Source organism: Flavobacterium suncheonense GH29-5 = DSM 17707 (genome assembly GCF_000430025.1).
Taxonomy (GTDB): domain Bacteria; phylum Bacteroidota; class Bacteroidia; order Flavobacteriales; family Flavobacteriaceae; genus Flavobacterium; species Flavobacterium suncheonense.
On the sequence record NZ_AUCZ01000003.1, the window covers coordinates 412,641 to 434,057 of the forward strand.

The following is a 21,417-nucleotide window of genomic DNA, read 5'->3' on the forward strand; positions in this document are numbered from 1 at the left end:
TTGCACTCGCAATACGAAAGTAGCGCGGTTCTTTTACAAAGATGATTTGCGAAAATAGCTCAGTTGGTAGAGCGCAACCTTGCCAAGGTTGAGGTCGCGGGTTCGAACCCCGTTTTTCGCTCCAAGACCAATATAATGCTCGAGTGGTGGAATTGGTAGACACGCTGGACTTAAAATCCAGTGGACATTATGTCCGTGCGGGTTCAAGTCCCGCCTTGAGTACAAAAGCCTCAAACTTTTCAGTTTGAGGCTTTTTTTATTTTACTCTTTTTTTATAACATTTTGTTGTCCTCATAAAAATACTTCCCGATTTTGTTACAAAAGCAGTTTAACGAGTTTTTGTGCAGTTCACCGATTATTTAATGACAATACAACACAAGAGGTAACTTTGCGCCCGAATTTGATTTTTTTTCAAAAAAAACAACAAAAACAAAAAAATACCACAACAAAATGAAAACTAAATTATTGTTTCTTATCACAATAATAAATTCAGTCTTTTTATTTGCTCAGGGAGGACAGAACTTAATCAAAACCAACAAAGCCGTTACTGCTTCAAAAATCGAAACAACCGGCTTAAACTTCATCACAAATGATTCTGGTATCAATACCGAGCTTTCTGAAGTGGGTTCTACTTTTTTCATGGGCAAATACCTAATCTTATCCAACAAAAAAAGAGGCTTCGCAAAAATGACTGCGAACGAAAACAATAGGCCAAACAATAATTTATTTTGTGCTAACATCGACAAATACGGTAATCTTTCGTACCCAATCTTATTTTCCAGACTGTTAGACAGCGAAACCAATGAAGGCGGTGTGGCTTTTTCTCCGGACGAAAAAACGATTTATTTAACCCATGCGAAAGCAGACCACCAAAATCAGTTCGAAATCTTCAAAGCGACTTTGGATTTGGAAATTAAAGGGTACTGGAAAGATCTTCAGAAATTAACCATCAATGGTGATTATTCCATTGAAACGCCATCCATGAACAATGAGGGAACCAAACTGTATTTTGCTTCCGATATGCCGGGTGGTTTTGGCGGATTTGATTTATATGTTGCCGATGTTTTAGCCGACGGCACACTTACCAACGTAACCAACTTAGGAAATACCGTAAACAGTGCCAAAAACGAAAAATACCCCTACATCAACGGCCGTTACCTTTTCTTCTCTTCTGAAGGACATGAAACTTACGGCGGTTACGACGTTTTCAGAGCTTCAATGACTGAAAACGGCATTACCAACAGAACCAACATCGGAAACACTTTAAACACAGCCAACGACGAAGTTGCCTTTATCTTAAGCGGACCAAACAAAGGGTACATCTCTTCCAACAAAAACAGCAACAAAGAAGACTTCAACGTATATAAATTTGAATTGACACGTTTAACACAAAACTTAAGCGCGCTTGTTGTAGAAACCAATTCCAAAGTAGTGTTGCCAAATGCAAAAGTGACTATTACCAACGAATTTGGCGAAGTAGTTAAAACGACCACTTCAGACGAGAACGGAAGAATCGCTTTACAAGTGGAACCGCTTACCCAATATTCGATTGTTACAGAGAAAGAAGGATACAACACCAACCAGATTGTCTTCCACGCCTGGAGCAGCAAAAACAACAATTACAGCGAAGTGATTGCAATGAATCAAACCAAAGCTGAAATCATCGACAATGCCATCGTAATTGAAAACATTTACTTCGACTTCAACAAAACTGCAGTTAAGAAAGAGTCTGAGCTTTCGTTAAACAAAATCATCGAAGTGTTAAGCATCAATCCTGACATGAAAATTGCAATTAACGCTCATACAGATGCTAAAGGTTCTGACGCTTACAACATGAGTTTATCCGAGAAACGCGCTAAGGCCGCTTACGACTACCTTGTGAAAAAAGGAATCGCCAAAGACCGTTTAGAATACAAAGGATTCGGAGAATCGCAACTGAAATTCAACTGTGGCGACAATTGTTCCGCAGAAGAAGACAGCAAAAACAGAAGAATCGAATTCCTAATTAAATAAGACCATGAAAAAAATATTCGTCGCTGGTGCTTTAGCCCTAACCTTAACGTCCTGTTCAAGCGGATGGAGCTGCAAAGCAAGGTATGTAAAATCTGATATCCATAAAAACAACGATACGCACCGAGTTGCTTAATAAAAAGTCCCGAATATTTCGGGACTTTTATATTTTTGCAAACCTTAAGAAAACACATGGGAACCTTCACAATAAGTAAAAAAGAAAACGGTCTGATTAAATTCGAATTCAATTCGCGGAAAGGCAAAACCCTGCTTACGAGTCAGAGTTACAGAAGCAAGGAAGAATGCGAAAAAGACATTGCTCTTCTGAAAGAAAAAATAGAAGTCGTTTCCTTTTTAAAATTCAAAACACCGGCCGGAAAGTTTTTCTTTAAGATGATTTACAACGGGCACATTCACGGCATCAGCCGAAAATTTACCACCGAATTGCTGTTGCTGAAAAGCTTGGAAGAAATCCGAAACAACTTTACCGAATCGGAGACACTGGACTTCTCCCAAGACATTTTCTTCGATTAAATCATAAAAAAATCCCGAAATATTCGGGATTTTTTATTTAAGACGCAGCCTGTAAACGCTGCAGTAAATTTTTGCTTAGGGAATGTTCCGCATAATCGCGGTCGATAACCAATTCCGTTTCATCGGAACCCGGCAAATCGTACATCGCATCAGTTAGAATTGCCTCGCACAACGAACGAAGACCCCGGGCACCCAATTTGTACTCTAAGGCTTTGTCGACAATAAAATCCAGCGCATCATCGGTCATGGAAAATTCGACATCGTCCATGGCGAACAGCTTTTTATATTGTTTTACCAAAGCGTTTTTAGGTTCGGTCAGAATCGCGCGCAGGGTTTCTTTATCCAGCGGATCCATGTGGGTAAGCACCGGCAAACGTCCGATTATTTCCGGAATCAGTCCAAAATCTTTGATGTCTTTCGGAATGATGTATTGCAACAAGTTGTCCTTATCAATCGCATCGGAATTTTTAGAAGAACCGTATCCAACGGCCTGTCGGTTCAAACGCTTGGAAATTACGCGCTCGATACCGTCAAACGCACCTCCGGCAATGAACAGTATGTTTTGGGTATTCACTTCCACAAACTTCTGATCCGGGTGTTTCCGGCCTCCTTTTGGCGGCACATTTACCACCGTTCCTTCCAACAGTTTCAACAAGGCCTGTTGCACCCCTTCTCCGGACACATCGCGTGTAATGGAAGGATTGTCGCTCTTACGGGCAATTTTGTCAATCTCGTCGATGAAAACAATCCCGCGTTCGGCTTTGGCTACATCGTAATCGGCAGCCTGTAACAAACGGGTTAAGATGCTTTCCACATCTTCCCCTACGTAACCGGCTTCTGTTAAAACAGTCGCATCCACAATCGCTAACGGCACGTTCAGCATTTTGGCAATGGTTTTGGCCACCAGTGTTTTTCCGGTACCGGTTTGCCCCACCATAATGATGTTGCTTTTTTCGATTTCCACCTCATCGTCCAGCTGTTTCTGCAACAATCGCTTGTAATGGTTGTACACCGCTACCGACAACACTTTCTTGGTTTGTTCCTGACCAATTACATACTGATCCAAAAAAGCGCGGATTTCTTTCGGTTTGCTGAGCACCAATTCTGCCAACAACCCCGAATTACCGCTTTGTTTCAATTCTTCCAGCACAATGCCGTGCGCCTGCTCGATGCATTTGTCGCAGATGTGCGCATTGATTCCCGCAATCAGCAGGTTGGTTTCTGGCTTTTTCCTTCCGCAAAAAGAACACTCTAAAACTTCTTTAGCCATATGGTTTCAATTTCATTATCCGTTGATGCCGGATCCTAATTATTTATTTCTTGACAATACCTCATCGATCATCCCGTACTCTTTTGCTTCCGCAGCAATCATCCAGTAGTCTCTTTCACTGTCTTTGTACACTTTATCGTAAGGTTGTTTGGAATGATGTGAAATGATCTGGTACAACTCTTCTTTCAGTTTCAGCATTTCTTTCAGGTTGATTTCCATATCGGTAGCTACTCCCTGAGCACCTCCTGAAGGCTGGTGAATCATCACGCGGGAATGCGGTAAAGCCGAACGTTTTCCATCCGCTCCGGCGCACAACAACACTGCTCCCATAGAAGCCGCCATTCCGGTACAGATAGTAGCTACATCCGGTTTCACAAACTGCATGGTGTCGTAAATCCCCAATCCGGCATACACGCTTCCGCCAGGGGAATTGATATAAATACTGATGTCTTTGGAAGCATCTACACTCTCCAGAAACAACAACTGGGCCTGAATAATGTTCGCCACATAATCGTCTACACCGGTTCCCAGAAAGATGATTCTGTCCATCATCAAACGGGAGAACACGTCCATAGACGCTACGTTTAACTGGCGCTCTTCAATGATGTACGGCGTCATGCTGCCTACGATTTTATCGTAATACAGGCTGTTCACACCGTGATGCTTCGTGGCATATTTTTTAAATTCTTTTCCGTAGTTCATTATCGTGTTATTTTTTAATTTGTAAGTTATAAAAAAACGCCAGACAAACAAGTCTGACGTTCAAATATACTTATTTTTTGCGAAAAATTATTCGCCGTACATTTCTTTAATAAAGTCTTGGTAAGAAACTTCTTTGGCTTTCGCGGAAACTTTCTCTTTGAACAGGTTTAACATCTTTTCGCTCATTACCTGCTCGGATAAACGTTTCACTTCTTCCTGGTTAGACAACACTCGAGCCACGATGTTTTCCACGTCTGCATCGGTAGGATTCATTTGTCCGAATTGTGCCATTTGTTTTTTAATCAACGTTGACGTGTAGGCTTTTAAATCTTCGAAAGTAATCTGTAAGTTATTTTCAGTGATTACTTTTCCTTCGATTAACTGGTAACGCAAACCGTTTTCGGATTTTGCATACTCTTCTTCCGCCTGTTCTTCCGTTAACGGGTTCTCTCCCACGGTTTGGATCCATTTTTTAAGGAATCCTGCCGGTAAATCGAATTTTGTGTTTTCGATTAAGAACTCGGTTACATCGTTTAAGAATTTCTGATCGGCCTGTGTAGCGAATTGCTGCTCGGCATCTTCCTTGATTTTACCTTTCAATTCTTCTACTGAAGTAACATTTCCGGCTCCGAATAATTTATCAAACAATTCCTGGTTCAATTCCGCTTTTTCAGAAGTGTTGATTTCTTCGATAGTGAAGTTAACGTCGATATCCAGACCGTGAACATCGTCATGATCTACTTTTAGGTAATCCATCAGTTTGTGGTCGTCGTCGAACAATCCTTTTGTGCCAAGGGCTACCACATCGCCTACTTTTTTACCGATGAATTTCTTAACATCCGTTTTTCTTTTGAAAGCGTCCAGGTTGATGTTTACGGTATTGCTGATTCCTTTTTCTTCATTTGAAAAAGTTCCTCTCAAGTCGTCGCCTTCCTCCACTTTCTCTTTCGAAATTAATTTTCCGAATTGTTTCTGGATGCGCTCCACCTGCTCGTCAATCATTTTGTCGTCGGCAACGATGGTATATTTGGTGATTTTGTTTTTAGCGGTTAAATCCACAGTAAACTCTGGAGCCAAACCTAATTCAAACTCGAATTTGTAATCGTCTGCATCCCAGTTGAAATCTTCCGTAACTTTCGGAAGTGGGTTTCCTAAGATATCCAGTTTTTCTTCAACTAAATAATTGTTTAATGAATTTTGCAACAACTTGTTCACTTCATCCAATAATACCGCCTTACCGTATTGTTTTTTAATCAAACTCATCGGCACTGCTCCTTTACGGAATCCCGGAATACTAGCATTTTTACGGTAATCAGCCAATACTTTTTCTACCTGACCTGCATAATCGTCTTTAGTAACTTCAACCGTTACCACTGCATTTAACGCATCTACGTTGTTTCTTGTAATATTCATTATTTAATTTTTTTACATACTAAAATTGGGTTGCAAAATTATAGATTTTTTACAACCCAACCAAGTTTTTAACTTATTGTATTTCAATACTATTAAAATTATTTCTTTTTCCGTTAGTCCTGAACAAAAAGATTCAGAAACCACTGACTTAACGACAGCACCACACTGAATACAAAGGCATTCACAAAACCGTCTACCTTAAATTCATCAATGAGATGATCGGCCAGTAAAACCATACCGGTATTGATCACCAGCAAAAACAATCCCAGCGTCAATAACGTGATCGGCAAGGTAAAGAAAACCAAAACCGGTTTTAAGAAAGTATTTAACAACCCCAAAACCACCGCCACGATTAGCGCCGCTTTGATGGTTGCCACATGAATTCCCGGCAGAAAATGCGATAAAACCACAATGAGAATTGTAGTAATCAGCAGTCGAATCAGTACGTTTTTCATAATTGCAAATATTGGATAAAGATAAAAAAAGCGCTGAAATTTCAGCGCTCTATAACTTTGTTATGGTTAAAAATTAATTCGTCGTCACTAAATTAATTCCAGGATAACTCGCTGAGTTTTTATACGGCAATTTTGCTTTAAAATGCTTGTTAATAACTTTAATCAATTCATTAGTAATGACCGCATAACCTCTGGGATTAGGATGCACCCCATCTAATGAGAATAACACTGTACTAATATTTGTTCCGTTAAAATAATTTGCAGTATATATACTTCCATCCTCCACTCTAAGTCCTGACACCAATTGCTTCATAACAACATTCATGTCTGCAATAGCAATATTAGCAGATTCTTTAGAACGAATGTGTGCATTGATTTGATCAGTAGCATCTTTAACATCTGCAATTTCCACTTGGGTCAATACCCATTTGTCCGCTAATGGGTTTGTAACCCCATTGATGTTTACCGGAGCTGGAGCCATAGCATTTGTAGTTCCGATATACGATGATGCCGGCAACACAATTAAATCATTAGCAGTAGATTGTCTTGCTTTTCCAAAAATTTGACCAAAAGCGGTAGCGGTTGGTGCATCATACCCTTGCATCATTAACGCTCCGGTTATCTGAGCCGTTCTGTCTTGTGCATTTTCATCAACAATCAACACAGGATTAGCTGCCGTGGCCGACAACAAACGCACACGATTAGGTTCACCATAAGCTGTAAAGATTGCATTTAAAGGCCCGTATAATTGACTATTCAATGCAGTAATATTAGCCTCCCCTCCTAAAGCCGCCGGCGATAACGGAGCATAAGGAACCGTAGTAAAATAAGGAATAGAAGTTACATAAGGAATCGTACACAAAACCCCTTTCACATCATTTGTACCATTAGCTGTTAATGTATTCAATACTGCATCGTAAGCTGCCTCAAAAACAGGGAATGGCGTAATATCATTAGCCCCAATTCCAGCTGTAGAACCAGCTCCTCCGGAAGTAGCATACGCCAATACATCCATATCTCCAATCCAGTTAGTAAAAAAAGTCGGGTTCATTTGCATGGCATCTCCCAACACTGTCGCATCATCAGCAGTTGCATGGCGTACATACCACGGATTTGCAGTTCCAGTACCCAAACCGGTAAGACTTCCGTATCCTGAATAAACTGCGTGAAAGGACTTCATACCCGGAACCCCCATATTATGATACGCTCTAAATTGTCTCTCCGAAACATCATTAGTAGAAACCGCATTAATGTTTTCAGGTTTTAATTGTGACTCATCGAAAACCATTCGAGTCGGGAAGAGATTTGCTCCAGTAACAGGATCTGTAATAGGCATACCTCCCAAAAGCAATCCTCCAACATTATTAGCGTCCATTGAAAAATCGGGCTGCGTAAACTCACCACCTCCCACTAACGCAAATTGTTGGGACAACATTAACGGAAATGAATATTGCTGACCTCCTTTAGATATCGTTCCGTCAATATACCCAGCCGACAATGAATTTCCCAGAGCTACATAGCTTGTAAAATCAGCCTCTCCAGAAGAATAACTTGCATTGGATACTTCATTTTCAAATTCAGGCTCACAAGATGCAAGACCCATTGCCGCCAATACAGCAAAATATATAAACTTATTTTTCATAATTCTTTTTCTTTAAATATTAGAAGCTGTAGGTTAAACCAAGACCTGGAGAAAACACAGTATTTTTATACGTTCCGCTAAATGGAATTGTACTGATAACCGGCTGACCGTTTACCACTGTCGATTCAGTATAGTGATCGTAAGAAGCATTCACTTCATCAAAATGCAAGTATAGGAATGATGCATCTATCCCCAACTTTTTAGTAACCTGATACGTTAAACCTCCCGTGTATCCCATAGAATCGTTACGCGGTGTTTCCGGAGCAAAGTATCCTGCAGAAATCGGGCTTTCGTCTTTGTACCACCCGGCTCTGAATGTAAATTTATCGTTCGCTTTATACTGCGTTCCTACTCTGTATGTATTAGTATCATGATAATTTCTGGCATTATATGAAGTAGGTACATTATTGGCAAAATCAACCACTAAAGCATCGTATGCTCTCCATAACGTTCTGTTGTAATCGAAAGCCACCATCCATTTATCCGTAATATTATACGACAAACCTGCTGTAATTTCAGCCGGCAACGGAAGATCCGCATCAAAACTTGTATCGGAATAAGTCCCTTGAGCAATAAGCGGAATGTCATTAAATTTTGCATCCCCGCCACGTGCTTCCATGATGATTTCCGAACGGTAATTAACCCCTAAACGAAGTTTTTTACACGGATTGAACATAAAACCTGCCGTATATCCCCAAGCCGTGATTCCCTTTGCATCTAAAGTTACATCAGAACGATTACCGTTCTCATCTGTTAAATTTCGATTCAGGTTTCTGTTGAACTCTACCGAACCGGTAACATAAATCGGCCCTCCGCCAAAACTAAACTCATCGCTTACTTTAACGGAAATCGTTGGCTGAATATAAATTGCCTGCAAATCAATATTGTTTACCAAGTGAGAACCTTCCCAATCCTTATCCCACTCTACAGCACTTCCATAAGGCGTATATACTGCCAAACCTGCCGTTAACCATTTGTTGATTTTATAAGAAGCATAGACATTAAACGGAGTACCCATGTTCTCAGTTGAATTTTTCCAATTATAGGTTTCGTTTTGAAACTTAGTTTTAGCAAACAAAGCATTTGCTCCAACAGAAAGGTTGAATTTATCTTCCAGAAAAGACAAACCAGCCGGGTTGAAAAAAGCAGCTTCAGCACTATTAACCACGGCAACACCGGTGTGTCCCATAGCCAATTGCTTCTGACCCTGTAAACTTACACGATATCCTCCTGCGAATGCCGTTGAGCCTGCCAAAGCCATTAAAGTTAACGATAATAGTTTTCTCATAATTTAATAAAAGGTGTTAGTTTTTTTTATGTTTTCAAATAAACAGCAACCCAAATTTATAACAAAATATGGATTTTACAATTTTTTTAAGAAAAATGTTATGCTTTCATAATATTATCTTAAAAAAGCCAGTCGGAATCCTACTTTACAAGGAATTCAGCCACGGCTTCAAAAAAGTCTTTCGGATTTTCGGCGTGCAGCCAGTGCCCTGCATTTTTAATCGTGACAATTTCACTGTCCGGAAAATGGTGGTGTATGGTTTCAAAGTCTGCATCAGCTATATAATCGGAACGGTCGCCGCGAAGAAACAAGGCAGGTTTTTCAAAACGGCTTTCAAAAGGAAGGGCCTCGCCGATTCCTTCCACTTTTCGGTTGAAAACATCGAGATTGAACCGGAAACCGAGTTGTCCCGGCGTTACCCAATACAGGTTTTTCAGCAAAAACTGCCGCGTGCCGAAGTCGTAGATGTATTCCGATAAGGTTGCTTCGACTTCCGCACGGGTGGGTTGTGTGGTAAAATCTATAGCCGTGAGTCCTTCTAAGATTTTCTGATGGTGCGGCGCGTAATATTTCGGTCCGATATCTGCTACTATCAGCTTTTCTAGCTTTTCCGGATGGTTTACCGCAAAAAACATGGCGATTTTTCCGCCCATGGAATGTCCTAACAGGTCAATCTTCTCCAAACCATGCTTTTGGCAATAATCCAACACATCCTGAACCATCACTGCATAATTGAATTCCTCGCTGTGCGGACTCTTCCCGTGATTACGCATGTCTAACATATGCACCTGAAACCCTAAGCCGGCAAACTGACCGCCCAACGTTTTCCAGTTGTCCGACATTCCCATAAAACCGTGAATAATCAGCAACGGCTTCCCTTCTCCTTCTATTCTTGAATACAACTCCATTACTTCAGCCTTTGCAGATACATGTTTACGACGTTTTCCAGACCGAGGTACAGCGACTCGGAGATTAAAGCGTGTCCAATCGACACCTCTAAAAGGTCCGGAATGTTGTCTTTGAAGAATTTGATATTATCCAGACTTAAATCGTGTCCGGCGTTAATTCCCAATCCTAAATCGTTAGCTAAAACGGCCGCAGTTACATACGGCTGAATCGCTTCTTTATTCCCCAAACCGTACTGATGTGCAAAAGCTTCGGTGTACAATTCGATACGGTCGGTTCCGGTGGCTTTGGCACCTTCAATCATTTTAAGTACCGGATCCACAAAAATGGAAGTGCGGATTCCGTTTCTTTTAAACTCGTCGATAACTTCTTTTAAATAGGACTGATGCGTTACCGTATCCCAACCGGCATTGGAGGTTAAGGCTCCGATGGCATCCGGAACAAGGGTTACCTGCGTGGGTTGGCACTCCAGCACCAAATCGATGAAATTGTGTTGCGGATTGCCTTCGATATTGTATTCTGTATACACTACTCCAACCAAATCCCTGGCATCCTGATAACGGATATGGCGTTCGTCCGGTCTCGGATGCACGGTAATTCCCTCAGCTCCAAACCGCTGAATGTCTTTGGCCACCTGCAAAAGATTGGGCACATTTCCGCCTCTTGAATTTCGCAGGGTCGCAATTTTATTGATGTTAACCGATAATTTCGTCATGGTAAAAAAATTTACTTACAAAAATACAAAGTATATTTAAGCGGTAATGTCCCATTTTTTGATTATTTTGCATTCGATTTCGATTTTTGTCTTATGAATGAAATTACAGATTATATCACCCAGGAAATTAACGCGCTGACCGTTACCGATGTAGTGGAAAAAGCGCAGGATATTTTCCTGAATTTACCGTTCAGTCATTTTCCCGTTCTGGAGGATGGCGTTTATATCGGCTGTGCCAATGCGGAAGATATTGACCTGTTGGATCCTGATAAAAAAATCGGTGAATTTCGCTTTAATTTCGACCGTTTCTTTGTCCGCAACACCATGAACTGGCTGGATGTACTGGAAGTATTTGCCAAAAACGAAACCAATCTGGTACCTGTACTCGACGACAAAAACACTTATCTCGGGTACTATGAAATGGAAGACATCATCCGTTTTTTCCATGAAACACCTTTTCTAAGGGAAGACGGCGGAATTATTGTGGTCGAAAAAGGCCTGCGCGATTACAGCATGGGCGAAATTGCACAAATCGTGGAAAGCAACAATGCCAAACTGTTGGGCGCCTTCATTTCCTATACCGATGTTAACAAAGTACAGATTACTATAAAAATGAGTTTGGGCGGCATGAACGAAATTATTCAAACCTTCCGCCGTTACAATTACGACATCATCAGCGAACATCAGGAAGATGCGTACCTGAACAATCTGAAAGACCGTTCCGATTATCTGGACAAATACCTAAACATATAATTCGCTATGAAATTAGCCATCTACGGACAATATTACCCCGAAAAAACAGCCGATATCCTGCATAAAATGTTTTCTGTTTTCGAAAAATACAATGCCCAGGCGGTTTTTGAAGCTAATTTCTACCGTCTTTTACTCGAAAACAACGTCCTGAAGAACGAATACGAAGTCTTTTCCAATCATACCGAACTGAACAACTCTTTTGATTTTTTCATCAGTATCGGAGGAGATGGCACCATGCTTCGGGCCGCTACTTTCGTGAAAAGCAAGAACATCCCCATAGTAGGGATTAACGCCGGCAGACTGGGTTTTTTAGCCAATGTACAACAGGATGCCATCGAAAAATTATTGCCCAACCTGTTTGAAAACAATTACAAACTGTCCCAACGCACTTTACTGAGTTTAGAGTGCTATCCGGATCCCTGCGATATTTTCGATTTAAATTTTGCCCTGAACGAAATTACCGTTTCCCGAAAAAACACCACTTCGATGATTACCATTGAAACCTGTTTAAACGGAGAATACCTGACTTCCTTCTGGGCAGACGGTTTGATTATTTCAACGCCAACCGGCTCCACGGGTTACAACCTGAGCTGCGGTGGCCCGGTGATTACCCCGGAATCGAAATGCATCGTGATTACCCCTATCGCACCCCACAACCTTAACGTTCGGCCGCTGATACTTTCCGACGATACCGAAATAAAACTCAAAGTATCCGGAAGAGAACCGCAATTCCTGCTTTCGCTGGATTCCGGAACCAAAACCATCGACAACGAAAACGAGGTTTACATCAAAAAAGCCCCTTTTACCATCAACATGGTCGAGTTTCCCAACGAAACATTCCTGAAAACTTTACGCAACAAATTGCTTTGGGGAGAAGACAAACGAAATTAATAATTTATGATTTACAGCATACTACGCCCTGAAATTCAGCGTTAGATAAAGTGATTCAGATAAATTATTAGGCAAACCATGTGAAAATATAACAATAGAAGCGGTTTAGAAATCTATATTATTATATTTGCACACTATTTTAACAAAATGAACAGAATTGCGGCTGTAGTAATCTTCCTTTTCCTGTTTTCCAAAGCAAACGCCCAAATTAACGAATTGGGAGTTTTTTTAGGAGGAAGTAATTATATTGGCGATGTCGGACCAACTACTTACATAGCCCCTAAAGAGTTGAGTATCGGCATTTTGTATAAATGGAACCGAAGCACGAGACATTCGTGGAGATTTTCCTATACACAAGGTAAAATCAGCTCGAATGATTCAAATTCGGATGTACCGGCGCGAAAACAGAGGGGCTTTAGTTTTGAAAATGAAATTAAGGAACTTTCGGCTGGTCTGGAGTTTAATTTTTTTGATTTTAACTTGCATGAAAGTGGATGGATTGCCACACCCTACGTGCATACGGGGTTGAGTTATTTCAGATATGACGAACTATACGTTCTGGACGGACAAACCAAAATAGACGACACCAAATATGCTATGGCTATTCCCATGACGGTTGGGTTAAAAACCCGAATAGCCGATAAATTCGTCTTAGGCTTGGAAACCGGTATACGCTATAGTTTTACCGACAATTTAGACGGTAGTAATCCCAAAAAGGAAGAGTTTTCGCAGTACAAATTCGGAAACTTAACCAGTAAGGATTGGTATGTTTTTACAGGATTGACTCTAACTTATACTTTCGGCCAAAATCCTTGTTATTGCGCAGAATAAAATGAATTTGAACGATACTATAAATAAAGATAATTTACCCAAACACCTGGCCATCATCATGGACGGCAACGGGCGTTGGGCCAAGCAGAAAGGAATGTTGCGCGCTTTCGGTCATGAAAACGGCACCAAAGCCGTACGCGAAACCGTGGAGACCTGTGCCAAATTAGGCATTGAAAACCTTACACTCTACGCTTTTTCAACCGAAAACTGGAACCGCCCGAAACTGGAAGTAGACACCTTAATGAAGCTGCTGATCACTTCCCTTAAAGGCGAGTTAAAAACCCTTCAGAACAACAACATCCGCCTGAATGCCATCGGCAATTTAGACAATTTACCGTCGTCGGTAAAAAAGGAATTGCTTGAGGTAATCGAAAAAACAAAAGACAATACAAGAATGACATTAACACTTGCCCTGAGCTACGGTTCGCGCGACGAAATTGTTAATGCCGTGAGAAAAATAAGCGATAAAGTTAAAAATAATATAATTTCAGTAACGGATATTGACGAATCCATTATTAATCAGCATCTTTACACGCAAAATTTACCGGACGTAGATTTGGTAATCCGTACTAGTGGTGAGCATAGAATCAGCAACTTCCTGCTTTGGCAGATTGCTTATGCCGAATTCTATTTCACAGAAGTGTTATGGCCTGATTTTAGAGAAAAAGATTTGTATGAAGCAATTATCAGTTATCAGAAAAGAGAACGAAGATTTGGAAAAACGAGTGAACAAATTAAATAATACCCCAATGTTTCAAAAAGCAACAAAACTGTTTTTTGCTGTTTTACTATTAGGAAATATATCATCTTTAAAGGCACAGGAAAACAACACTCCCGAAGCCGGAAAACAATATACTCTTGCTGATGTTGACGTAACCGGTAAAATAACCTACAACAAACAAACCGTAATTACTTTCGCCGGTCTGGAAAAAGGGCAAAACATTTTGGTTCCCGGTGATGAAATCAGCAATGCCATTAAAAAGCTATGGAAACTTGGTCTTTTTAACGACATCAATTTTTACGTGAACCGTGTGCAGAATGACTCAATCTGGCTGGAACTGAACATCAATGAACTGCCCAAACTCAATGAGGTAAAATTCAAAGGCGTTAAAAAAGGAAAAGTAGATGAATTAATTAAGGACAACGACCTTAAGAAAGACAAAGTGGTCAATGAAAACTTACTGACCACCACCAAAAATTACATCGAAAACAAATACAAAAAAAACGGCTACTACAACACTAAAGTTGTTATTAACACTATTCCGGACACACTTGAAAACAAAGTAAACATGGTTGTTGCCGTAGATCGCGGCAAAAAAGTGCGAATCAGCAGCATTAACATTTCCGGTAATTCCGAAATGAAAACGAGCAAAATCAGGAAAGCCTTAACCAACACTAAGAAAAAAAGCTTCATGAATCCGTTGCGCCTTTTCAAATCTTCGAAATTCATCAAGGAAAAATACAACGAAGATTTGGTTAACGTTGTCGACAAATACAAAGAAAAAGGCTATCGCGACGCCCGTATTACCGAGGAGAAAGTTACTTACAACAAAAAGAAAAACACGGTAGACATCGACATTAAAGTTGAAGAAGGCCGTAAACACTATTTTGGAAACATTCGTTATCTGGGGAACACTATTTACAGCAACCAGCAATTGGAAAGAGTTCTGGGCATTCAAAAAGGTGAGGTATATAACGGAAAGCTATTGGATGAGCGCATCTCTAACAAGAAAAACCCGGACGCGGAAGATCTTAGCAACTTATACCAAAACAACGGTTATTTGTTTTCAAACATCAATGCCGTAGAGGTAAAAACAGCGAATGACACTATCGATTTCGAAATCAGAATTACCGAAGGACCAATTGCCTATTTTAACAACGTAACCGTAACCGGAAACGACAGAACAAACGATCGCGTTATCTACCGGGAGTTGCGAACAAAACCCGGACAAAAATGGAGCAAAGAAAATGTAGTAAGAACTATCCGTGAATTAGGTCAGTTAGGCTTTTTCGATGCCGAGCAATTACAGCCGGATGTAAAACCAAACGGTGCAGACGGTACGGTAGACATTAATTACAACGTAGTAGAAAAAGGATCCAGCCAGGTAGAATTACAAGGCGGATACGGAGGAGGAGGTTTCATTGGAACCCTTGGTTTATCGTTTAACAATTTCTCTATCCGAAACATCCTAAACAAAGATGCTTACAAACCGCTCCCTATGGGAGACGGTCAGAGAATGGCGCTACGTTTGCAGGGAAGTTCCTATTTTCAAACCTATAGTCTGTCGTTTTCTGAGCCGTGGTTAGGCGGCAAAAAACCGATTAATTTCTCCACTTCTGTTTCGCACAGTAAACAGTTTTTATACAATTATTCCTCCCGTGATGTCGACAGAAACCAGAGCTTCAACATTACCACTTTATCGGTTGGTATGGCAAAAAGGCTTTCCGTTCCGGATGATTATTTTGTTTTATCCCATTCGGTTGCTTTCCAATATTACGACTTGAATAACTACAATACCGGACTGTTCACTTTTGGAAACGGCTCGTCAAGAAATTTAACTTACACCATCGGATTATCCAGAAACAGCAAAGGTTTAAATCCAATCTACCCAACTTACGGTTCCGATTTTTCAATAACCGGAAAGTTCACGTTACCGTACTCATTGTTTAACGGTGTGGATTATGCCAACTTGGGAAATCTTGAAGAAAATAAAATAAAAGCAACTTCCACCGGATATTATACCGGAACAGACGGATTAACGCATTCGTACCCAGCCGGTACTTACATAGACAGCAACGGACAACCTGTTTTAAATTCAGACGGCTCTCCTTCATCAGACTATACTTTAGCTGCAGCTGATCAGGGAAAAGTCGACCAAAAACGATTTAATTGGTTGGAATATTATAAAATTAAGTTTAAAGCAGACTGGTATACAAAAATTTATGATAAATTAGTACTTCGTTCTTTGGGTGAATTCGGATTTTTAGGAGCCTATAACCAAGACAGAGGATTAGTTCCGTTTGAACGTTATTATTTAGGTGGTGACGGTTTAGCAAACTTTTCGATGGACGGAAGAGAAATGATTCAATTGCGCGGTTATCCGAACCAATCCCTTTCCCCTATCATTTACAGAAATGGATTACCGGAACAGATTGGAGGTACGATATACAATAAATTCTCATTAGAATTGCGCTATCCGATAACTTTAAAGCAAGCTGCTTCAATTTATGTTTTAACGTTTGCAGAAGCCGGAGCGTCTTTTGCTTCCTTTAAAGACTACAACCCGTTCGCACTACAGCGCTCAGCAGGTTTCGGTTTACGCGTATTCATGCCTGCCTTTGGTTTGTTGGGAATTGATTTTGGTCACGGGTTTGATGCGGTTCCTGGGGAACAACGAAAAAGCGGATGGCAAACGCATTTTATCATCGGACAACAATTTTAAGATTTGGCACGATAGTTGAACTAAACTTAATTAGTTATGAAAAAATATTTTTTAACTGCACTGGCTACCCTGGTAACGGTAATGGCTAATGCCCAGGGAAAAGGCGTAAAAGTAGGCTATGTAGATATGGAATACATCCTGCAAAAAGCCCCAGACTATGCTGAAGCCAAAAACCAGCTGGAACAAAAAGCCCAAACCTGGAAACAGGAAATAGAGGTTAAAAAAAATGAAATCAACAAACTGAAAGAAAATCTCAAGACCGAAAAAGTACTTCTCACTAAAGAGTTGATTGAAGAACGGGAAGAAGAAATTGCGTTCCTTGAAAAAGAAATGTTGGACTACCAACAAAAGCGTTTTGGCCCCAACGGCGATTTGATGATTCAGAAAGCCACTTTGGTAAAACCGATTCAGGATCAGGTTTTTAATGCCGTACAGGATATCGGAGAGCGGATGAAATACGACTTCATCTTCGACAAATCCTCCGACATGACCATGTTGTTTGCAGCGCAACGATTCGATTTGAGCGAGCGGGTGATTAGAGAACTTACCCGGGCACAAAAAAAGGAACAGTTAACCAAAAAACAACTTAAAGAACAGGAAAAACAAGATGCTTTAGACGACATGGCTGCGGAAAACCCGGATCAGATTGAACGTCAGAAGAAACTGGATGAAAAAAAGGCCGCCCGTGAAAAAATCTTAGAAGACCGAAAAAAAGCGGCGGAAGAGAAGAAAAAAGCCATTGAAGAACGTCGCAAACAGATATTAGAAGAAAGAGAAGCCAAAAAATCTGCAAAAGAAGTAACAAAACCGGAAGATAAAAAAGAAGACGCTGAAGGCGAAAGTGCTGAGGATAAAAAAACAACCACTGCTGCCGAAGACAAAAAAGCCGAAGCTGAAGCCAAGAAAAAAGCAACAGCCGAAGAACGACAAAAGCTATTGGACGAGCGTAAAAAAGCGTTAGAAGAAAAACGCAAAAAGATAATCGAAGACCGCGAAAAAGCAAAAAAAGAGCGTGAAGAAGCGCAAAAAAAGAAAACAGAAGAAAACAAAACAGAGCAAAATAAAAATTAAGATTAATTAACTTGTATTAGAAAATGAAACAATTGAAAACTTTACTTATTGCTGCCGCACTATTTTTAGGGGCAAACCAAACCATTTCTGCTCAGGCAAAAGTGGCGCATATTGATGTTCAGGAGTTGATGACCACCATGCCGGAAATGAAAACCGCTCAGGCACAGGTGAAAAAAATTGGTGAAACTTACGAAAAAGAATACCAGACTTTGGTTACCGAGTACCAAAACAAAATGAAAAAATACGAGTCTGAAGCTACAACCGTAGGAGAAGCTGTAAACGAAACAAGAGCAAAAGAAATGCAGGACATGGGGCAGCGCATCCAACAATTCAGAGAAACAGCTCAAAAAGAATTACAGCAAAAAGAAATGGATTTGGTAAAACCAATCATGGACAAAGCCAAAAACGCCATCCAAAAAGTTGCTAAAGCCAAAGGATATCAATATGTATTGGATTCTACAAGCGGTAGCGGCGTGATCCTTGCAGACGGTCCAAACTTGTTAGCGGACGTGAAAAAAGAATTAGGATTCTAATATTATAATTTTTTCATAAATTGAAAAACTGCTCTTTTTTTGGAGCAGTTTTTTTTTACATTTGTTTTATGAGCAGTAACAAACCTATCGGCATCTTTGATTCAGGCATTGGTGGTACTTCCATCTGGAAAGAAATCCACAAACTACTCCCGCACGAAAACACGATTTATCTGGCAGACAGCAAAAATGCCCCATACGGACAGAAATCAAAAGAGGAGATTATTGCCTTAAGCTGTAAGAACACCGAAGAATTGTTAAAACAAGACTGCAAACTTATCGTGGTAGCCTGCAATACCGCCACCACTAACGCAATTAAAGAACTACGGGAAAAATATGACGTGCCCTTTATTGGTATCGAACCGGCTATCAAACCGGCTGCCCTCGGAACCGAAACGCAAACCATAGGCATTTTAGCCACCAAAGGCACTTTAAACAGCGAATTGTTTAACAAAGCTGTAGAAACCTTTTCCAACATAAAAATAGTGGAACAAATCGGCCATAATTTAGTCCAACTGATTGAAGACGGTAAAATTGAATCGGAAGAAATGACTAAATTGCTTGAGAAGTATTTAAAACCGATGGTTACGGCCAATATCGATTATCTGGTACTCGGCTGTACCCACTATCCTTATCTCATTCCACAGATAAAAAAAATCATCCCGGAGCACATCAAAATCATAGATTCAGGCGTAGCCGTAGCCAAGCAAACGCAAAAAATCCTACAAAAAAATGACTTGCTGAATCTTTCGGATGCTGAAAACACACAATTATTTTACACCAATAGCGATGCTGCGGTATTAAAATCCATTTTAGGTTTTTCAGAAAATGTCTTTGAAAAAGATTTTTAATCTTCCTTAAACCAAGAGGAATACATCACATAATTGTTAGAGATCCTTTCAATCTCGCCGGCAAAATCAGAAGCATTAATATCTTTAACTTTTTTGGCAGGAATGCCGGCATAAATAGTTCCGGATTCCACCACCGTGTTTTGGGTAACAACCGAACCCGCCGCAATAATGGAATTGTTTTCAATCACACAATTGTCCATCACTATCGAACCCATCCCTATTAAAACATTATCCTTTACCGTACAGCCGTGTACAATCGCATTGTGTCCAATGGAAACATTGTTCCCGATAACCGTCGGATGTTTTTGGTACGTACAGTGAATTACCGCACCGTCCTGAATGTTCACTTTATCTCCGATTGTTATCGAATGAACATCGCCGCGCACCACAGTATTAAACCAAACGCTGCAAGACTTACCAAAAACCACATCACCAACAATCGTGGCATTTTCCGCCACAAAACAATCTTCCGGTATCTGAGGATATTTCCCTCGTACTTCTTTAATCAGAGCCATAATAAAGTATATAAAAAAGCGTCCCGATAAATCGGGACGCCAATAATATTGTAAAATTAGTTAACCGCAGGACAGTTACAGTGGTAAGGATCTTTTTTACAGTTGAAATTGAATCCTAAGGTAATCTGATGAAATCCGCTGTTGTCGAACTTAACATCTCCAGTTAAATAAGAATAAGTGTAAGCGGCCATAAAGTTTTTATAGTTTACCCCGATGATTGGTGTAATGTATTGCAATTTTTGCTCTTTCACTTCTCCATTCTGAAGGTATTGCGTTCCGTCGAAACTTCTTCTGTAGGACAATCCTCCCCAGATTTTTCCGAATTCCTCCATGGTTTTGTACACTTTCATGTTTACGTCAATGGCTTTTTCTTTGGTTTCCTGTGTTAACTGAAACATCATGGAAGGTTCCCACTGATAGGTATCACTGTTTCCGAAAGTATATCCCATAGACCAAATCAACTTACGCAGGTTATCGCTTTCTACATCCGAATAAATCTGACGTTTGTTTGCGATGGCGTTTTTAACAGAAACATGCGTATAAAAATCACTCAAGTGGTAAGACATCCCTAAATCCACATTGAAATAGGTATATTTATTACGTATCGTTCCGTTAACGGTAGGGTCCGGATATTCAATAATGTTGAAACGCGTTTCATCCAAAACACTCTGCACAGCACCCGCACTCAAACCAAAAGAAAGCATATTCAAATCACCTCCAAAACGAATATGGTGTGCATAAGTTACTTTTGCACCCACTTGCGAATGGTATCCGTTTCTGTCATTAAAAGCAATCGCTCCGAATCCAGATGTCTGGCTGTCCCCCAATGATGTATTAAAACTAATGGTTTGCAAACGCGGCGCATCGGATTCTCCAAACCACTGCTGACGAGCCGTAACCCTCACTTTTGCACAGTTAGCCGCCCCAGCCATTGAAGGGTGAATTAAATAATAGTTATCCGATAAATAATCCGAATACACTGCAATCCCTTCCTGAGAGAATGACATCTGAGATAATAAAAGTCCTAAAATTAAACAACTTTTTTTAATAACATTCATAAGTTATCGTTTTAAAGAGAAATGTGCTTTAAATAATTTTTCTGTTCCGTTTTCATTAAATCTTACGGTAAACCAATAGTCTGTCGATGGCAACAACTGCCCTCCGAAAGTTCCGTCCCAACCGTTTCCTGCCGGGGTAATCTGTTTAATCAGTTTTCCGTAACGGTCAAATATATGAATTTCTGCATTATATTGATCAGCTATTGACCAAATATTCCAAGTATCGTTAATTCCGTCTCCGTTTGGCGTGAAGAAATTAGGATAACTTACCGTGTTCACCACGCGGGTTTCATCGGTACATCCGGTTTGTCCTTCATCCTGAACCACTACCGTGTGCTCACCCGGTAAGACATACGGGAAGACATTGCTGCTCTGGAATTCACCACCGTCTAAACTGTACACGAATGGTCCTGTTCCTCCAATTACCGTTACCGTGATGGTTTGCGTATCTGCAAAATAATTGCTCACCACCGCCTGAACATCCACTGCCGGATTCGATTCGGTTACCGTTACCGTTTTCATATAATTACAACCCGTAG

22 protein-coding genes and 2 tRNA genes are annotated in these 21,417 nt (G+C 40.4%); 13 read left to right on the forward strand and 11 right to left on the reverse strand.

From position 1 onward, the window contains the following. Nucleotides 1-48 precede the first annotated feature (48 nt). The 5 genes from G498_RS0102095 to G498_RS0102110 all read left to right on the forward strand — a co-directional run bounded on the left by G498_RS0102095 (nt 49) and on the right by G498_RS0102110 (nt 2,544). Nucleotides 49-124 (forward strand) — tRNA-Gly (locus G498_RS0102095). Nucleotides 125-137: 13 nt separating this feature from the next. Next, nucleotides 138-222: transfer RNA gene (locus tag G498_RS0102100), tRNA-Leu, on the forward strand. A 228-nt stretch (nt 223-450) separates the two neighbouring features. After that, nucleotides 451-2,013 (forward strand): OmpA family protein, encoded by a 1,563-nt coding sequence (locus G498_RS0102105; RefSeq protein WP_026979621.1) that lies wholly within the window; start codon nt 451-453, stop codon nt 2,011-2,013. A gap of 4 nt (nt 2,014-2,017) precedes the next feature. Further along, the gene (locus G498_RS15980; RefSeq protein ID WP_262486413.1) at nt 2,018-2,146 is read left to right on the forward strand and encodes a hypothetical protein; all 129 of its coding nucleotides are present in this window, start codon (nt 2,018-2,020) and stop codon (nt 2,144-2,146) included. A gap of 56 nt (nt 2,147-2,202) precedes the next feature. Further along, the gene (locus tag G498_RS0102110; protein ID WP_026979622.1) at nt 2,203-2,544 is read left to right on the forward strand and encodes a hypothetical protein; all 342 of its coding nucleotides are present in this window, start codon (nt 2,203-2,205) and stop codon (nt 2,542-2,544) included. Between the two features lie 37 nt (nt 2,545-2,581). Here G498_RS0102110 and clpX read toward each other — a convergent pair whose 3' ends face one another. From clpX to G498_RS0102150, 8 genes are all read right to left on the reverse strand, one after another. Beyond that, entirely contained in the window at nt 2,582-3,814 is a 1,233-nt protein-coding gene (gene clpX, locus G498_RS0102115; protein WP_026979623.1) for an ATP-dependent Clp protease ATP-binding subunit ClpX, read from the reverse strand. Between the two features lie 39 nt (nt 3,815-3,853). Further along, nucleotides 3,854-4,516 (reverse strand): ATP-dependent Clp endopeptidase proteolytic subunit ClpP, encoded by a 663-nt coding sequence (clpP, locus tag G498_RS0102120; RefSeq protein ID WP_026979624.1) that lies wholly within the window; start codon nt 4,514-4,516, stop codon nt 3,854-3,856. A gap of 87 nt (nt 4,517-4,603) precedes the next feature. Then, nucleotides 4,604-5,929 (reverse strand): trigger factor, encoded by a 1,326-nt coding sequence (gene tig / locus G498_RS0102125; RefSeq protein WP_026979625.1) that lies wholly within the window; start codon nt 5,927-5,929, stop codon nt 4,604-4,606. A gap of 113 nt (nt 5,930-6,042) precedes the next feature. After that, nucleotides 6,043-6,384: a phage holin family protein gene (locus tag G498_RS0102130; protein WP_026979626.1), complete on the reverse strand. Its 342-nt coding sequence runs from the start codon at nt 6,382-6,384 to the stop codon at nt 6,043-6,045. 73 nt (nt 6,385-6,457) lie between these two features. After that, complete coding sequence (locus G498_RS0102135; protein ID WP_026979627.1) at nt 6,458-8,026, reverse strand: lipase; 1,569 nt, start codon at nt 8,024-8,026, stop codon at nt 6,458-6,460. Nucleotides 8,027-8,045: 19 nt separating this feature from the next. Continuing rightward, nucleotides 8,046-9,314 (reverse strand): OmpP1/FadL family transporter, encoded by a 1,269-nt coding sequence (locus G498_RS0102140; RefSeq protein ID WP_205619173.1) that lies wholly within the window; start codon nt 9,312-9,314, stop codon nt 8,046-8,048. A gap of 140 nt (nt 9,315-9,454) precedes the next feature. Beyond that, complete coding sequence (locus G498_RS0102145; RefSeq protein ID WP_026979629.1) at nt 9,455-10,222, reverse strand: alpha/beta fold hydrolase; 768 nt, start codon at nt 10,220-10,222, stop codon at nt 9,455-9,457. Continuing rightward, nucleotides 10,222-10,935: a pyridoxine 5'-phosphate synthase gene (locus G498_RS0102150; RefSeq protein WP_026979630.1), complete on the reverse strand. Its 714-nt coding sequence runs from the start codon at nt 10,933-10,935 to the stop codon at nt 10,222-10,224. The genes G498_RS0102145 and G498_RS0102150 overlap by 1 nt, the downstream gene beginning before the upstream one ends. 93 nt (nt 10,936-11,028) lie before the next feature. On the opposite strand from G498_RS0102150, the gene G498_RS0102155 reads away from it, so the two are divergent. The 8 genes from G498_RS0102155 to murI all read left to right on the forward strand — a co-directional run bounded on the left by G498_RS0102155 (nt 11,029) and on the right by murI (nt 19,305). Further along, nucleotides 11,029-11,688, forward strand: coding sequence for a CBS domain-containing protein (locus tag G498_RS0102155; RefSeq protein ID WP_026979631.1), 660 nt, complete (start codon nt 11,029-11,031; stop codon nt 11,686-11,688). Nucleotides 11,689-11,694: 6 nt separating this feature from the next. Continuing rightward, nucleotides 11,695-12,579, forward strand: a complete 885-nt coding sequence (locus G498_RS0102160; RefSeq protein WP_026979632.1) for an NAD kinase — start codon at nt 11,695-11,697, stop codon at nt 12,577-12,579. Nucleotides 12,580-12,726: 147 nt separating this feature from the next. Continuing rightward, complete coding sequence (gene porG, locus G498_RS0102165) at nt 12,727-13,410, forward strand: type IX secretion system protein PorG (protein WP_026979633.1); 684 nt, start codon at nt 12,727-12,729, stop codon at nt 13,408-13,410. Nucleotide 13,411: 1 nt separating this feature from the next. Then, nucleotides 13,412-14,152, forward strand: coding sequence for an isoprenyl transferase (locus G498_RS0102170; RefSeq protein WP_026979634.1), 741 nt, complete (start codon nt 13,412-13,414; stop codon nt 14,150-14,152). Next, the gene (locus tag G498_RS0102175; protein ID WP_026979635.1) at nt 14,085-16,853 is read left to right on the forward strand and encodes a BamA/OMP85 family outer membrane protein; all 2,769 of its coding nucleotides are present in this window, start codon (nt 14,085-14,087) and stop codon (nt 16,851-16,853) included. Before G498_RS0102170 ends, G498_RS0102175 begins: the two co-directional genes overlap by 68 nt. 36 nt (nt 16,854-16,889) lie before the next feature. Further along, nucleotides 16,890-17,924, forward strand: coding sequence for an OmpH family outer membrane protein (locus G498_RS0102180; protein ID WP_026979636.1), 1,035 nt, complete (start codon nt 16,890-16,892; stop codon nt 17,922-17,924). A 23-nt stretch (nt 17,925-17,947) separates the two neighbouring features. Then, on the forward strand, nt 17,948-18,457 hold the full coding sequence (locus G498_RS0102185; protein WP_026979637.1) for an OmpH family outer membrane protein: 510 nt from the start codon (nt 17,948-17,950) through the stop codon (nt 18,455-18,457). A gap of 68 nt (nt 18,458-18,525) precedes the next feature. Further along, the gene (gene murI / locus G498_RS0102190; RefSeq protein WP_026979638.1) at nt 18,526-19,305 is read left to right on the forward strand and encodes a glutamate racemase; all 780 of its coding nucleotides are present in this window, start codon (nt 18,526-18,528) and stop codon (nt 19,303-19,305) included. Here the strand turns inward: murI and G498_RS0102195 are convergent. The 3 genes from G498_RS0102195 to G498_RS0102205 form a co-directional block, all read right to left on the reverse strand. Next, nucleotides 19,302-19,820, reverse strand: a complete 519-nt coding sequence (locus G498_RS0102195) for a gamma carbonic anhydrase family protein (protein ID WP_035744740.1) — start codon at nt 19,818-19,820, stop codon at nt 19,302-19,304. The genes murI and G498_RS0102195 overlap by 4 nt on opposite strands. A gap of 56 nt (nt 19,821-19,876) precedes the next feature. After that, nucleotides 19,877-20,878: a PorP/SprF family type IX secretion system membrane protein gene (locus G498_RS0102200; RefSeq protein WP_051269629.1), complete on the reverse strand. Its 1,002-nt coding sequence runs from the start codon at nt 20,876-20,878 to the stop codon at nt 19,877-19,879. Between the two features lie 3 nt (nt 20,879-20,881). After that, on the reverse strand, nt 20,882-21,417 hold a 536-nt coding region (locus tag G498_RS0102205; RefSeq protein ID WP_154656437.1), incomplete at its 5' end, for a T9SS type B sorting domain-containing protein.